This window comes from Puia dinghuensis (genome assembly GCF_014642875.1).
GTDB lineage: Bacteria > Bacteroidota > Bacteroidia > Chitinophagales > Chitinophagaceae > Puia > Puia dinghuensis.
The window spans coordinates 514,794-530,086 of sequence record NZ_BMJC01000002.1; the positions used below are offsets into that span (position 1 = coordinate 514,794).

General features: G+C 54.2%; 14 protein-coding genes. 7 read left to right on the forward strand and 7 right to left on the reverse strand.

The features are described from left to right. Positions 1-12 precede the first annotated feature (12 nt). Both IEY39_RS10415 and IEY39_RS10420 read left to right on the forward strand, forming a co-directional pair. Positions 13-876 (forward strand): sugar phosphate isomerase/epimerase family protein, encoded by an 864-nt coding sequence (locus IEY39_RS10415; RefSeq protein WP_188931168.1) that lies wholly within the window; start codon positions 13-15, stop codon positions 874-876. A gap of 98 nt (positions 877-974) precedes the next feature. Beyond that, positions 975-2,129, forward strand: a complete 1,155-nt coding sequence (locus IEY39_RS10420; protein WP_188931170.1) for an NHL repeat-containing protein — start codon at positions 975-977, stop codon at positions 2,127-2,129. Here IEY39_RS10420 and IEY39_RS10425 read toward each other — a convergent pair. Together IEY39_RS10425 and IEY39_RS10430 are read right to left on the reverse strand one after the other, a co-directional pair. After that, positions 2,113-2,868, reverse strand: a complete 756-nt coding sequence (locus IEY39_RS10425) for an ROK family protein (RefSeq protein ID WP_188931172.1) — start codon at positions 2,866-2,868, stop codon at positions 2,113-2,115. The genes IEY39_RS10420 and IEY39_RS10425 overlap by 17 nt on opposite strands. 8 nt (positions 2,869-2,876) lie before the next feature. After that, on the reverse strand, positions 2,877-4,130 hold the full coding sequence (locus IEY39_RS10430) for an alkaline phosphatase family protein (RefSeq protein ID WP_188931174.1): 1,254 nt from the start codon (positions 4,128-4,130) through the stop codon (positions 2,877-2,879). Positions 4,131-4,183: 53 nt separating this feature from the next. On the opposite strand from IEY39_RS10430, the gene IEY39_RS10435 reads away from it, so the two are divergent. The 3 genes from IEY39_RS10435 (at position 4,184) to IEY39_RS10445 (ending at position 8,786) form a co-directional block, all read left to right on the forward strand. Further along, positions 4,184-5,734, forward strand: coding sequence for a serine hydrolase domain-containing protein (locus IEY39_RS10435; protein ID WP_188931176.1), 1,551 nt, complete (start codon positions 4,184-4,186; stop codon positions 5,732-5,734). A 121-nt stretch (positions 5,735-5,855) separates the two neighbouring features. Then, entirely contained in the window at positions 5,856-7,691 is a 1,836-nt protein-coding gene (locus IEY39_RS10440) for a tail fiber domain-containing protein (protein WP_188931178.1), read from the forward strand. A gap of 9 nt (positions 7,692-7,700) precedes the next feature. Beyond that, positions 7,701-8,786 carry a T9SS type A sorting domain-containing protein gene (locus IEY39_RS10445; RefSeq protein ID WP_188931180.1) on the forward strand — a complete coding sequence of 362 codons (1,086 nt, stop codon included), beginning with the start codon at positions 7,701-7,703 and terminating at the stop codon, positions 8,784-8,786. Positions 8,787-8,823: 37 nt separating this feature from the next. On the opposite strand, the gene IEY39_RS10450 is transcribed toward IEY39_RS10445, so the two are convergent. After that, positions 8,824-9,303, reverse strand: coding sequence for a hypothetical protein (locus IEY39_RS10450; protein WP_188931182.1), 480 nt, complete (start codon positions 9,301-9,303; stop codon positions 8,824-8,826). 137 nt (positions 9,304-9,440) lie between these two features. On the opposite strand from IEY39_RS10450, the gene IEY39_RS10455 reads away from it, so the two are divergent. Beyond that, positions 9,441-10,040 carry a DUF6252 domain-containing protein gene (locus IEY39_RS10455; protein WP_188931184.1) on the forward strand — a complete coding sequence of 200 codons (600 nt, stop codon included), beginning with the start codon at positions 9,441-9,443 and terminating at the stop codon, positions 10,038-10,040. 51 nt (positions 10,041-10,091) lie between these two features. Here the strand turns inward: IEY39_RS10455 and IEY39_RS10460 are convergent, their stop codons facing one another. The 4 genes from IEY39_RS10460 to IEY39_RS10475 all read right to left on the reverse strand — a co-directional run bounded on the left by IEY39_RS10460 (position 10,092) and on the right by IEY39_RS10475 (position 14,599). Further along, complete coding sequence (locus IEY39_RS10460) at positions 10,092-12,206, reverse strand: endonuclease MutS2 (protein WP_188931186.1); 2,115 nt, start codon at positions 12,204-12,206, stop codon at positions 10,092-10,094. A 74-nt stretch (positions 12,207-12,280) separates the two neighbouring features. Next, complete coding sequence (locus IEY39_RS10465; RefSeq protein ID WP_188931188.1) at positions 12,281-12,856, reverse strand: cysteine hydrolase family protein; 576 nt, start codon at positions 12,854-12,856, stop codon at positions 12,281-12,283. Beyond that, positions 12,832-14,136, reverse strand: a complete 1,305-nt coding sequence (locus IEY39_RS10470; RefSeq protein ID WP_188931190.1) for an MFS transporter — start codon at positions 14,134-14,136, stop codon at positions 12,832-12,834. The genes IEY39_RS10465 and IEY39_RS10470 overlap by 25 nt, the downstream gene beginning before the upstream one ends. Continuing rightward, positions 14,129-14,599, reverse strand: coding sequence for a MarR family winged helix-turn-helix transcriptional regulator (locus IEY39_RS10475; protein WP_188931192.1), 471 nt, complete (start codon positions 14,597-14,599; stop codon positions 14,129-14,131). The genes IEY39_RS10470 and IEY39_RS10475 overlap by 8 nt, the downstream gene beginning before the upstream one ends. A gap of 80 nt (positions 14,600-14,679) precedes the next feature. Here IEY39_RS10475 and msrA point away from each other — a divergent pair, with 80 nt between their 5' ends. Then, on the forward strand, positions 14,680-15,258 hold the full coding sequence (msrA, locus tag IEY39_RS10480) for a peptide-methionine (S)-S-oxide reductase MsrA (RefSeq protein ID WP_188931194.1): 579 nt from the start codon (positions 14,680-14,682) through the stop codon (positions 15,256-15,258). The last annotated feature ends 35 nt before the right edge of the window (positions 15,259-15,293 follow it).

Genomic DNA, 15,293 nt, shown 5'->3' on the forward strand with positions numbered 1-15,293 from the left:
ACCGCTGTAATTATGAAAAAGACAACCCGCAGAAAATTTATTGGCCAGGGCGCGGTGGCGCTTGGTGCTGCAATCGGCATTGCACAATTGCCGGAATGGGTGAAAGCTCAGACGGCGGCAATGGATATTCCACTCGGCTTTCAGACGTTTCCGATCAGAGATCGGCTTGGGAAAGATTTTGCCGGTACGCTAAAGACGATGGCCGGGTTTGGTTACCGGCTGGTAGAGATGTGTTCGCCTGCGGGCTATGCCGAGATAGGGTTTGGATTTTTGAAGGATAAATCACCACAAGAGATTCGCTCGGTGATAAACGACGCAGGGCTCCAATGTCCGAGCTGTCATTTTGGGTTTGGCGAACTGGCGCCTGACAAGATAGACAAGACTATCGAGTTTGCCCATCAGCTTGGGTTGAGCCAGATGATCTGCTCCACATTCTGGCTGCCGAAGGGAAGTACGTTGAAAGATTATACCGATGCCGCGGACAAACTGAACAAGGCGGCTTCGACAATCAAGTCAGCGGGTATGCAAGCCGGTTTTCATAATCATGAATTCGAATTTGCCACGCTTGACGGATCACTGATCTATGATGCGCTGATGCAAACCTTCGATCCATCGCTGGTGAAGATGCAATTCCAGACGGAGGTGATCAATCTTGGTTATAAGGCAGAGACCTATTTCGAGAAATATCCCGGCCGATTCATCTCTTCGCATCTGTCGGACTGGACGGCGGACAAGAAGGAAGTTCCCATCGGCAAAGGGGTTATTGATTGGGCGGCGTTCTTTCACGCGGCTAAGACGGGTGGGGTGAAGAACTTCTTTGTCGAGATGCAGTGGGAGACCTTTCAGGACAGTGCAACCTTTATAAAGCAGCTATAGGTATCCCTTTAACCGGCGAAGCTTTAATCCATTTATAATCGTAGCGATTATCTGATTGGTTTGAGATCGGGTAAATTTATTAAACCTAATTCCTTTTTATGCCCTGCCGATCAGCTTCCGCCTTGTACGCCGTTTTGTTCTTTTTCATCCTTTTGTCCGCGGCCTGTAAAAAGCACAATCCCTCCTCTTCTCCACTGCTTCCCAACCCTGCTGAGATTTTTGTGTTGGGAAAGACCGATATCACGACCCAGTACTGGATAAATGGCACTGCAATACCGCTGCCGCTTCCCGCGAACACAGGGCCGGGAGTTGTGCGCTCGATGGCCATAAATGGGTTTGACATCTATGTTGCCGGGAACGCGGTGATATCCGGAAGTTCGACCGGGGCTTTCTACTGGAAGGACGGGGTAATCACCCATCTGCCGGATACAACGGGTAATGCCAGCGCCTTCGCCGTGGCAGTGTCGGGGGGCGACGTGTATGTGGCCGGAACGACCTATTATCCGCAAAACTCCCATACTCCTTACACAACCCCCACCGCCCTGTATCCGCCAACGGGTTATATAGTCACGGTCTGGAAGAATGGGATCCCGATGAATCTGCCCGGCAACGCTCTCGGTCCCGGAGTGGTTCATGGCAACGGGGAAAGGCTCTATGCAGAATATGTCAGCGGGCTTGCTATTTCGGGGAGCGACGTGTATGTCGCCGGAGGAAGTAATGAATTTGTACAGGGGCTGGATTCCACCTATCAATTTGCGAGGTATTGGAAGAATGGCGTACCGGTGAATCTCACTAAAGGACTGGTTGAGAGCAGCGGGGGTCGGGTTATCAGCTATCCGGAGACAACGGGTATATCTGTCGCCGGGACGGATGTTTATGTTTCGGGGGCTATCGATGGCGCCTCACAGAACCAGTCTCTATACTGGAAGAATGGAGAAGTAACCCGGCTCAGCCAACCGGGCAGCTTTTCGAGGGCCAATTCTATTTATGTAACCGGCAATGACGTCTATGTAGCGGGGTATGTGGACAGCAACAACACCTCTTACGCCACCTACTGGAAGAATGGCGCCAGGGTCACCCTTGGCCTTGGATCGCGGGGCAGCAATGCTAACTACATTACCGTATTCCATGGGGATGTATATGTGGCCGGGTCGGAGGACGTCAATGGCACGAGTTATGTCACCTATTGGAAGAACGGGGCAGCGAATCACCTGGGGGTCAACGGGGAGGCATATTCTATTGCGGTAGAATAACACCGGCGGGATGGTTGGTGGTAATATAATACCCTTCCTCCATCGCCCAGAGCCGGGCGCCCCCCTTTATCCCATCAAGATTGGAGAAGATGTGGATATTGGGTTCGAGCGGGATATCCAGTTTGCCGACGCTGCCGCCGCCGATGTAGAGTCGGTCGTAATTGAATACGGTTTTTAATACGTTGAGGACTTTTGACATCCGCTGGTTCCACTTTTTCTTTCCTTCTTCTTCGAGCGCTTTTGCGCCGATGTACACGTCATAATCGCGGCCTTTGCTCAGCGGGTGATGGGCGATTTCGAGATGCGGGAGCAGCTGCCCGTTGAAGATCACGGCGGAGCCGAATCCGGTGCCGAGGGTCACGGCGAGTTCGAGGCCTTTACCGCTGACCACCCCGAGGCCGAGCTGATCGGCGTCGTTGACGAGCCGGACGGGTTTCTGCAGCGTGTTGCTGATCAGTTGCCCCAGGGGGACCTCCTTCCAGTTGCTGGTGAAAAGGTTTGGCGCGGTGTATACAATGCCGTTGCGCACATAACCCGGGAAGCCAACCGACACTTTTTCGAAGCCAGGCATATCCTTTACGAGTTGTTGGATGATGTCGATGACCCCAGTGGCGTTGACATGTGGAGGCGTGAGGAATTTTTTATATTCCGTCTGTTGTTCGCCCCCGGAGTTTAGGATGGTGCCTTTTATATGTGACCCGCCAATGTCGATGGCCAGAATGTTGCCGGATGGTTCCATAGCGTTACTTATTTACTGAGTGTGTTGCTGAGCACTTTTAGCGAGCCGTCGATGGGCTGGGTGATCTTTAGTCCAAGGATGTGCGCGATCAGCGGATAGACGTTGACGTTCTCAAAGGGGCTGATAGCCATGCCCTGGCGGAAGGCCGGTCCCCAGGCGTAGAAGGTGGCGCCCATGTCGGGGATAGCATTGTCATAGCCATGTTCGCCGGCTATCATGTGGCCGCCGGAATGGAAGATAAGGGGAAAGTGCGCGACCAGCAGGACGTCGCCGATGCGATGATAGTGGTCGTCTTTTTCCCTGTAGTGCCAGTAAGCGGGCGTTTCATTGGGCAGATAGACGTAGTAGTCTTTCGCCGTGGCCTTGAGGGCGGCGTAGGTTGGAGCGATGTCCTTTTTATCCTTTGCATAGAGATGGATCATCGTGCCGCCGTAGGAAACGATGAATTTCGACGTGTCGATCGCGGGCGGCGTGATGCCGTGGGTAGTATCCACCTGCGCCATGCCATGGTCGGAGACGAAGACATAGTTTACGGGAAGGTGGAGAGAATCGACGATCCGGGTGAGTCGATCGATAGCGTTGTCGACCTGGTGTACAGCTTCTTCAGCTTCGGCTGAATTGGGTCCGTGAAGGTGTTCGGCATGGTCTACCCAGGAGAGATAGAAGGTGATGAGATGGGGACGCTGCGCTTCGGGAAGGGTGAGCCAGTCCTTAACGGCCTGCAGGCGGGTGTCGATGGATATTCTGTCGTTGAAGCGATAGTAGTAGGTGGGGCGAATGTCGTCGATGGCGGTTTCGGAACCGACCCAAAAGAAGGAAGCCGTCAACATCTGCTGCTGTTCGGCAAGAACCCAGATGGGCGTGCCGCCATAAAAGTAGGGGTCTTCGACAGCGGCGCGATCCCTGATGGTATAACCCCTACCCTTTTGCATATCGAAAAAGGTGTTGTCGACGAGGCCGTGATGCGAGGGATAGAGACCGGTGGCAAGACTATAGTGATTGGGAAAGGTGACGGATGGATAGGAAGGGGTCATCGCCGTAGCCTGTACGCCTTTTGCGCGGAGAGCCTGGAGACGGGTGGCCTGGTATTTATCGGCGAGATCGTAGCGGAAACCATCAGCGGAGATGAAGATGACATAGGGTTTTTGCTCCTGTTCGGGGCTGTTGCTGCGACCAGGGATCATTTTTTGGGTAGAATCGGTGATCTGGGCAGAGAGGCCCGCGGTTGTGAAGAAAAGGGCCAGGAGCAAATAAAAACGCATGGAATTTGTTTGCATCAAACTTACCGATTAAATTGATTGAAAAATCACACGATATGATTGCTTTTAATATCATAAGACAAGGATGGGTTTTGTTGTTGTTTTTTGGGTTAAGCGCTGCCGCCCAGATAGATCCGCTACCCCGGAGCACACCGGAAAAAGAGGGAGTGCCCGCACAGGCCATCATGGATTTTATCCAGGCAGCGGGGAAAAGCAAGACAGAGTTCCACAGTTTTATGTTTGTCCGGCATGGGAAGGTGATCGCGGAGGGTTGGTGGAACCCGTATGCATCCAACCTGAAACATACGTTGTATTCGACGAGCAAGAGCTTTACGGCGGCGGCGGTAGGCCTTGCGTTGACCGAAAAAAAACTGAAACTCACCGACAAAGTCATTTCGTTCTTCCCGCCTGAGGAGCTGCCCAACCCGGTGCCGCCCTTTCTTGCCGAACTAACGGTGAAAGACGCATTGATAATGTCCGACGGACAGGACCCCGACCCAACCCACCAAGTGGTGGGCACGGGCGACTGGGCCAAGACATTTATGGCCACGCCGATCTTGAATAAGCCGGGGGCCAAGTTTTTGTACAATTCCACGGGGACATATATGTTGTCCGCGGTGGTGCAGAAGGTGACGGGGCAGACCGTGCTGGATTATCTGCGGCCGCGCCTGTTCGATCCGCTGGGTATCACGGGTGAGGATTGGGAGACAAGCCCGCAGGGCGTAAGCACGGGGGGCTGGGGGTTGCGGCTGAAGACAGAGGATATGGCAAAGTTCGGGTTGTTGTATTTGCAGGGCGGGCGGTGGAAGGGCAAGCAGATACTGCCGAGGGAATGGGTGAAGGAGGCTACGACGGCGAAGATACTGCAGAACCCGGGCATCCCGTCGCCTTCGGACAACGACGGAGACTGGGTGCAAGGTTACTGTTACCAGATGTGGCGATGCCGGCATAACGGGGTGCGGGCCGACGGGGCGTTTGGGCAGTTCATTATTATGCTGCCTGACCAGGATGCGGTGGTTGCGATCACGGCAGAGACGCCGGATATGCAGGATGAGATCAACCTGGTATGGCAATATCTTTTACCACCGATGGTGAACTGGTCGTTGAAGGATGACGCGGATGCGGATGGGAAGTTGAAACAACTACTTGCGTCACTGGCGTTGCCGCCGAGGAAGGGTGCGGCCACAGGGGCGGATTTTAACATCAACGGGAAGACCTATACGTTGCAGACGAATGAAAAGAGGATGACGGCCATCGGATTTCGATTACAGGACGACAATTCCTGGCAGGTGACGGTGAAGGGGGATTCGGCAGAATACTCTTTTCCGTTTGGCGATGGGAAGTGGTTGCGGACGTCGACGACGAGGCTGGGGCCGAATTTATTATATGGGGCGCAGCATCATTTTGTGGGGATGCCTGCGGTGATGACGGCCGGTAGTTATCACTGGAAGGACGAGAATACGCTGGAGCTGGTGCTTCGCTATATCGAGAGTCCGCATACGGAGACGATGACCTGTCATTTTGATGGCCAGGCAGTATCGATAGATGATGAGAGCAGTTTCGATTACGGGAAGAAGAAGGTAGCGATCAGCGGGACGATGCAGTAAGAGGTCAGGGGGGAAAAAATTCACCACATTGTGGTATGGTGCGGGCGAGGCTATGCCCGTAACTTGCACCTGTTGCAACGAACTTCCGGGCAACAAATTTTTAACCCCTCAACCTTCTTCAATGAAAAAGACCCCTTTTCTGGTGGCCGTGCTATGCCTATCGGTCACCCTGCGGATGCAAGCTCAGAATGTCGGTATCGGTACGACTCACCCCCTTCAAAAATTACATGTAGCCGGCGGACTCCGTGTAGATACTTTGTCCAATGGCAAGGATAGCGGGTTGTTGCGGCATAATGCCGACGGCACGGTATTCAGCCTGCGATTTACCGGCGACAGCACGCAGGTATTGCGGGCTAATGGAACCTTCGGGACGCCGGCCATAATCATAAACTCATCGCTCACTGACCCGTGGCTGGTGGGCGGCAACGCGGGGATCGTGCCAGCTATCAATTTTCTCGGAACTACGGACAACAATGCTCTCCGGCTGCGGATCAACAACCAATGGGCGGGGCAACTGGATTCAGTGAGCCAATCCACCTTCTTTGGCTACGGCGCGGGCAAGTATGATACCGCTGCCGGCGCCGGCAATACAGCATATGGATACCAGGCGATGAATGTGGTAACCTATGGTGTCTACAATACGGCTACCGGCGTCCGGGCCCTCTTGAACAATTCGAGCGGGTACTATAACACTGCCACCGGCTGGCAAGCAATGCTCCAAAATACTTACGGTTCGCTGAACACGGCCTTTGGCGTTCAGGCGCTGCAGAACAACACTTCAGGTGTCAGCAACACAGCCGTTGGCCTGAATTCCCTAAATATCAATTCCTCGGGTTCGAATAATACCGCGGTGGGGGTACAGGCACTGAACTGGAACTCCCAAGGTAATTATAATATCGGCATCGGCCGGTCGGCCGCTTATGGCAATACCACCGGGAATAACAACATCGCCATCGGCCACCAGGCGTTGATGACCAACCAGACGGGTTACAACAACATTTCCATCGGCACCGGGGCGCTGCAAAAAAATCTGGGAAGCGCTGACGAGATCGCCATCGGAGATTCGGCTTTGTTCACGGAAAGCGGCGGCAATACCCAGAACACGGCCCTGGGCACGAAGGCGATGTTCAATAATACCAGCGGATCGTACAATACGGCCCTGGGGGCATGGGGCCTCTATGCCAACACAACAGGCTCTTACAACTGTTCGGTCGGTGGCGCCCTTGCCAACAGCACGACGGGCAATTCCAATGTCGGTGTTGGTATTACGGCGCTGGTGAGCAACAGCACAGGCAGCAACAATGCCGCTGTCGGGTACAATGCGATAGGTATAAACAGCACCGGGAACAACAACTCCGCCTTGGGTTACTACGCCCTGGGGACCAATGTCTCGGGCACCAACAATACAGCCGTCGGGTCGGGTGCGGATGTGACAGCGGAAAACCTCACCAACGCCACGGCCCTCGGCGCAGGCGCATTGGTGGATGCTTCGAATAAGGTGCGCATTGGCAACAGCAGCGTAACCGTCATAGAAGGACAGGTGTTACCGACGACGCCGTCGGATGGCCGGTTCAAGTTCAATATAAAGCAAGATATCAAGGGACTGGATTTCATCCTCCGGCTGCGGCCCGTCAGCTACCAGTTCGATGTCAGGAAATTCGCCGAGCAGTCGAAGGGCGGGACCTTTGCCCGCTACACCGGTTATGACCAGGCTATGGCCCTGCGGCGTACAGGCTTTATCGCCCAGGAAGTAGAGAAGGCTGCGGAGGATGCAGGGTATGAATTTACGGGGGTCGAGAAGCCCAAGAGCGCTACAGACCACTACAGCCTCAGCTATGAAGCCTTTATCATGCCGATGGTGAAGGCCATCCAGGAGCAGCAGCAGCAAATCGAAGAGCTGAAAAAAATAGTCGCGGAGCAACGGCGGCTCATCGATCAATTCATTCATCACCAATAACGGCTGGTTATGCAAAGAAAATTTTTTATCGTGCTGGCGCTGTTTGCAGGGACCACGGGCCGGGCGCAATTGCAGGTGCAGGACAGGGGTATTCTTTATGTAGCCGACGGAGCGATCCTCACCGTGCAGGGGAACATCGATTCGAAGGCGGACATTCTCGGGCCGGGCACCGTACTGTTAAAGGGAGTGTCGCTGCAACAGGTGAATATGAATGGTTTCCTCATCCCTACTCTTCAATTGGACAATAAAGCGGGCGCTTCTCTGGAAGGCGATGTCCATATTGGCAACCGGCTCGTTCTCAGCACAGGCAGCATGAGCCTCAACGCAGCGAACCTTTTTCTCGATGCCGGGGCAGTCATCGCCGGCTATGATAAGGACCACTACCTTATCACCAACGGGCAGGGAATGTTGATCAGGAGAGCGCTGGGACATGCCGCTTTTACTTTCCCGGTGGGGGGCTCCGGTGACCGGTATAATCCACTAACTCTTTCACAAGCGGGCACAATACATGATATCGGGTTGAGGGCGATGCCGGGGATATTATCTAATGGCGAGAGCGGTATTCCCCTGACAAGTGCAGCGGTGAACGTCAGTTGGGAGCTGAAGGAGCTTACAACCGGAACGAACGACCTGGTGATGATCGCGGATTGGGATGCCGGTGATGAGCTTCCCGGATTTGACAGGAGCCATGCAGGGATTGTTCGTTACGAAGACGGAAAGGGATGGGACAGGATGGCGGCTGGTGATGTGTCGGTTGTAGAAGGTCGTTATACAATGGCGGTTGTCGGCCAGGCCCGGACCGGTGTATTTTCAATAGCGACGATCGAGGCTGCGGCGGGTGCGGAGAGCATCCGGGTCTTCCCGAATCCGGCGAGAATGGGCTTTTATGTTTATCTGCCGGCCAAGGCCGGGGAGAAGACGGTGCTACATCTCTTTGATCTGCGTGGGCGGCTGGTGAAGAGCCAGGAGGTGAGTGGAGCCGGTGAACATTATTTTGTGTTGGATGAGGGGATAGCGGCGGGGACCTATCTTCTGCAGGTGATGCATGAAGGGGTGAGTGTTGGGAGTAAAAAGATCGTTGTCGTGAAACCTTAAATGATGAGGCCCAGCTTTTGGCGGGGCCTCTATTTCTTTAGTGACGATCGTGGCCGTAGTGGTGGCCATTATCGTGGTGGCGCCATTCTTCGTCGGCTTCGTGCTGGTCGTGCCAGTGATCCTGATAACGATCGTCATGGTTGTTGCGGATGACCTCCTGCTGATCGTGTTCGCCGCGGAAATGATCATAATCGCGGCGATGTTCGTCATAGTGCAGGTAAGGTTGCGGCTCGTTGCAGACTACCTTGTGGCAGTGATAGAGGTCGTAGCCCCGATATTGGGGAGGCAGCTCGCGGGAGAATGTCCAGTGCCCTTCCCGTTGATAGATGAATTGATGATCGGGAACATAATAATAACACTGGATGTCGGGAATATAATAATATTCCACATGATCGTAGCCTGTGGGGCCCCAGGAAGGCTGGGCGCCGATGTTGACGGATAATGAAACCTGGGCCTGTGTGTGGTTTACGAGAGCAGTTGCTATGAAGACGGCTCCTGCTAACAGTAGTTTTTTCATACGCTTTGAGATTTAGATGATAATATGAAGGCAAAGCTAATGCCAATTTTCTGTCCGGCAACCATTCCGGCCGTGATTCCGTACAGTAAAGAAGAGTAGCTATCTTAACCATTTTTCACATTTAAAAAAAGCGTTTTATGAAAACCAGACCATCTGGCTGGGTGGCCTTATTGTGCCCTGTCGTTTTTCTCTGCCTTTGCCTTTCTTGTCAAAAATCTGTTAATAAGGGCCTGACAGCAACCTCCGACTCAACGGCTATTTTTTCGGCCACCATTGCCGGGACAAACTGGAATGCGGATTCCGTAGCCGCGGTATTGCTCGGTTCGGACGACCACCCGGGCGGCAAGACGATGACCATCAGCGGCTTTAGCGCAGACACACAGATCGTTGTCCTATTACACGATACTTCGGTGACGACGGCCACCGACAGCAGCATCGGCGTCCATCAATATGTAGTTGGGTATCCCTGGCCGGGCGCGGAGTTTAGTTTCCTGGCTGACAAGATCAAGATCCACGACGACTCGGTATGGCAGCACCAGGGCATTGCGGAGAGCGGGTCGGCGACGGTCACCGCTTCGAGTGCGACCACCAAGAAAGTTTCAGGAACCTTTAGTTTTACTGCCGCTGTGATCACGGTCGATACGACTGCCGGACTGGGTGGGTTCAAGGTAGACACGGTGAATATCAGCAACGGGAAGTTCACGAATATTCCGTATACGTGGGTGCATAGGCATTGAGGGTTAGGGTTAGCCGGCCGGGCTAATGTCGGGCCTTCGGCCGGACGACTGCTAGTCGTCCAGGGCCTCCTGGGGTTTGTCCTGGACGACGGTGAGATCGGCGAGTTCGACGGTGATGGGGACGAGGCCTACCTGCACGATGGCTTTTTTACCACGGATCTCTTTTACGGTGCCGACCTGGTGGTTCTTTTTCATCATGACCTTGTTGCCTAATTCCACGCTGCCGCCGACCTCGGTGTATTTAGCGTCGAATTTCTTCCGCACCTTTTCGTTGACCTGTTTTTCCTTTTGTTTGAAGAGAAGGGCCTGCATTTGTTTGATGACCTCGTTCTTGTCTTCGGCCTTGCGCCAGTCGAGGACTATTTGCCGGAGCTTACGCTCCATCTCCCTAAGATAGGCGATGCGTTCTTCGGTGATCTTGTTCTGGTGTTTGAGCAATTCGACCTGTTGCTCGTGGCGTTCACGATGGATGAGCGCCTCCATTTCCTTCTTCAGTTTTTCGTTCTCCCTGAGAAGGCGGTTGAGGTCTTTTTCTTTCTTCTCGAGATCGCGGAGGTCCTGCTCGGTGGCGTTTAACAGTTTGTCGAGACGGAAGTGGTCTTCGTCAACAAGTGTGCGGGCGCGTTGGATGAGCCGGGGTTCAAGGCCGATGCGTTCGGCGATGGAGAAGGTATAAGAGCTGCCGGGTTTGCCGACGGTGAGTTTGTAGAGCGGCAGGAGATTTGTTTCGTCGAAGGCCATGGCGCCGTTGATGATACCGGCTGTTTTGCCGGCCATGACCTTTAGGTTGAGATAGTGTGTAGTGACGATGCCAAAGGCGTGCTTACGGACGAGTTCTTCCAATATCACTTCGGCAAAGGCGCCGCCGAGGTTGGGGTCGGAACCACTGCCCAGCTCGTCGATGAAGAAGAGGGTCCTGCCATTGGCATTCTCCATGAAATACTTCATATTCTTGAGATGGGAGCTGTAGGTGCTGAGTTCGAATTCGATGCTTTGGGTGTCCCCGATGTGGATCATCAGCTGTTTGAAGATGCCCATCTCGCTGTCGGGGTGGACGGGGACGAGCAGGCCGCTCTGGAGCATCAGCTGCAGGAGGCCTACGGTCTTTAGCGTCACGGTCTTTCCACCGGCGTTGGGCCCCGAAATGACGAGGAGCCGATCTTTGTCATTAAGGGTGATGTCGGTGGGGATGGTGGGTTTATTGTTCTTGCGATTGTACAGCAGCAATAGCGGATGGTAGGCCTGTCTCAGGCCGACATGGGACTTATCCAGCAGTTGGGGGAAATTACCGTTCATGTCGATGGCGAGGCGGGCTTTTGCGCGGATGAAGTCGTATTCCCCAAGAATGTCGTGCCACACCTGTAACAGGGGGGCATAGCCGGAGAGGCGGGCAGTGAGTTCGCGCAGTATACGGTTGACCTCCTTGCTTTCGGCGTGTTCGAGGGAGAAGACCTCGTTGTTGAGTTCGATGGTCTCTTCGGGTTCTACGAAACTTGTCCGGCGGGTGTCACTTTCGCCGTGAAGGATGCCTTTGACCTGCCGTTTGTGTTCGGCAAAGATGGCCACGACGCGGCGGCCGTTGAGGAAGGATTCTTCAATGTCGGCAACATAGCCGGCCTTGCCGAGCTTGCTGAGTATGCGGTCGAAGACGCGGCGGAGTTCGTTGCGCTTGCGGTAGAGGCTGAGGCGGATGTCGGCGAGGTCCTGGGACGCGGTGTCGCGGACGGTGCCCGATTCATCGAGTATCTCGTCGATGGCTTTTACGATAGCTTTTTCGTAATGGGTGTTCTCAATGACTTTTGTCAGTGCCGGGTAGGCAATTCTTCTTTCGGAGTCGAACCAGCGGAAGATGGAATCCATGCTTTCGGCGAGGCGGCGCACCTGGAGGAATTGTTCGCCGGAGAGAACGGCGCCGGGGATGGAGAGCAGCTTTAGTTCGCGTGCGAGGTTGAGCGTATGATCATTGGGAAAATACTGTCCGTTCTGCAGCAGGAGCTTGAATTCGTGGGACTGCCGCAGTTCGAGCTCGATGAAATCCCGGCGGGTATGGATGCGGAGATCTTCGGCCATAGACCGGGCGTATTCCGTGTTGCAGTGTTCAGCCAGGAGCGCCTTTACTTTGTCGAATTCGAGTTGCAGCAGGGCCGATTCGGGAAAAATCTTCATTCAATCTTTTGGGTGGACCCGGGCCTCCGGCCCGGGTCTTTTTTGAGCTAGCAAAGGTACAAAAAAGATTGAGGTTATTTGTTGAGACCGGCGATCCATTGTTCGGTGGTGAGGACGTCGGCCCGGCGGGGGAAGACCTTGCCCAGCAGGACATTATGCACTTCGGGGTCACGGTCGGCGCAGCCATCGGACAGAATGGTGACGAGATAGTCCTTGTCAATGGCTTCGGTATACGTAGATAGTACGACGCCGCTGGTGGCGATGCCGGCGAGGACGAGGTTATAGATGCGATTGGCGCGCAGCAGGACGTCGAGGTCGCTGCCGGAGAAGGCGCCGAGGCGGCGTTTTGTAATGACGATGTCTTCCGGCTGGAGTCCGAGCGCCGGGTCGACGGTAGGATCTTCCAAGTTACCTAAAGCGCCACTTTTGATAGTAGGGGCCATCTTGCTATACGGGCTCAACTCGGGATAGCCTTTGCGAAAGCCGACGACGACATAAAACACCGGGATACCGGATTTGCGGGCGGCGGCAATGGCTTGTTTGAGGGTGGCGATGAGTGCGGACGCATTTTCACCCACCATCGTCATCGTGGGGGATTGGATGTCCATCACGAGCAGTGCGGTGGCTAGAGCCTGGCTGTTTTTTTCCATGTTGTATCAGTATTGATTTGTTTGACAGTGGCAGATGTTCTTTCAGCGGCGGTTTTTGCATGGTCTCTTGCCGCCGTGGTGAGGTATTTCCAATAGATGGCGACGACGACGAGGGCGACAAGGCCTTCGCCCAGGACAGTGTTTTGTGCGCCGGCGTATTGGGATACAGTCCCGACAAGAAGGCTTCCGAGTGGCATCATGCCAAAATAAGACATGGCAAAATAACTGATGACGCGGCCACGCATTTCAGGTGCAACGGTGGTTTGAATAATGGTGTTGGTTATCGTTGTCTGCGCCATCATGCCGAAGCCGGCGACGACGGCAAAAAGCATCGCGAGGGGAAAATAGCTGGTATAGGAGAAACAGATGAGGCCGACACCAAAGATGATGGTGTTGGTACGCAAGATCTTTTTACGGCTGGCCGTCGTATTCTTGGTGCGCGAGGCAAGATAGAGGGCGCCGCTGATGGCGCCAAGGCCGATGAAGCTGTCGATGACGCCGAAGGTGGCGGCATTCCCGTGGAAGATGACCTTTGCATAGATGGGCAGGAGGGTCGCGTAGGGGATGACGAAGAGGCTCATCGCGGCGAGCATAAGAATGACGCGGGCGATGGACGGGGTATTCCGAAGGTAGTGCCAGCCGTCCTTCAACTCCGTGAGGGGTGCTTTTTTATGGATCTTGCGGACATAGGGCGGCAGTTTCATCCGCAACAGCGAGATGATAACAGCGATGAAGCTGGCGGCGTTGAGGGCGAAGCAGACGCCATCGCCCAGTTTGTGCAGGATGAAGCCGGCAATGGCCGGACCGACAAGCCGGGCAAGGTTGACCATCGTCGAGTTGAGGGCAAGAGCGTTTGGCAGGTTTTCCTTGTCATCAACCATATCGTAGACCATAGCCTGGCGGGCGGGGACGTCGAATGCGTTGATTGAGCCGAGGACGACGCCCAGCCCGAGGATAACCCAAACATTGTAATGTCCTGTGAAGATGAGGATGGCGAGCAGTAAGGACTGAACACCGGAGGCTGCCTGGGTGAAAAGAAGGACGCGGAAGCGATCATATCGGTCGGACACAACGCCACCGGCTGTCGAGAGCAGAAACGAAGGAAATTGGGTGCAGAAAAGCGAGAGCCCCAGCATGAAGCTGGAATGCGTGAGGGTGTAGACAACCCAGCTGACGGCCGTGCGCTGCATCCAGGTGCCGATGAGAGAAACAGACTGGCCATAGAAATACAACCGGTAGTTTCTGCTGTGCATGGCGCGGAAAGCGGTGAGCCTATTCATCGATGAGTTTTGTTAAGATGTTCAAAGCGGCGGCGAGGGTGTCCTTTTCTGCCGGAGTTAGTTTTTCCTGCATGGCCCGGGCCAGCCATTCCTGTTTATCCTGCCTGATCTGTTCGACATAGGCTTTACCGGCCGCTGTCAGGGAAAGAAGCACTTTGCGCTTGTCTTCGCCGGAGGGAGTCTTTTCGATATAGCTCAGCTCGGCGAGATGATTGATCACCTGGGACATCGACTGGGTGGTCACCTTTTCGGTGCGGGCGATGTCGGAGGGCGCCAATTGGGCGTCGGGATAAAGGAGACCAAGCGTAGAGCGTTCGGTAAGAGAGAGTTGCGCGTCGTTGCGGGTTTGGCGGCGGAGGAGTTTGACCAACCGGTGGATGGTGATGCGGAAGTTAGAGGCGAGTTCGATGTCGCGGGAGCCGGGGCCATGGGTGATGGCGTCCGGAGCTATTGGGCTTTTCATAATACGAAGGTAAACTTATAAAGTTACTTTACAAAATATTGGAACAACTTTTGTCCTGAAGGGATGTTATATTGTGCAATATGAACGACAACAAGATGCCCGCAGGGGTAAAAACAGAGACGGCGACCTTTGGTACCGGGTGTTTCTGGTGTACCGAGGCGATCTTCCAGGAATTGAAAGGGGTGATCTCGGTGACGTCCGGGTATATGGGGGGAACGGTGGCGAACCCCACGTATGAAGAAGTTTGTACGGGGACGACGGGGCATGCGGAATGCTTACAGATAGTATATGACCCTTCCGTAGTCAGCTATGACGAGCTGCTGGAAGTTTTTTGGGAGTCGCATGATCCCACCCAACTTAACCGGCAGGGTAATGATGTCGGAACCCAGTACCGCAGCGCTGTCTTCTATCATAACGAAGAACAACGAAAGAAGGCGGAAGAGTACAAGGAACGGTTGAACAAGGAAGGCGCCTATCCCAAGCCGATAGTGACGGAAATAACGGCGGCCAGTACCTTCTATCCCGCCGAGGACTATCACCAGAACTATTACAATGACCATGGCTCGCAGCCGTATTGTTACCTGGTTATCAGGCCGAAAGTGGAGAAATTCGAAAAGGTGTTCCATGATAAGCTGAAGAAGAATACGATGGAGAAATAAATTGGTTTTATAAACCCTCGCTCCGCGAGGGTTTA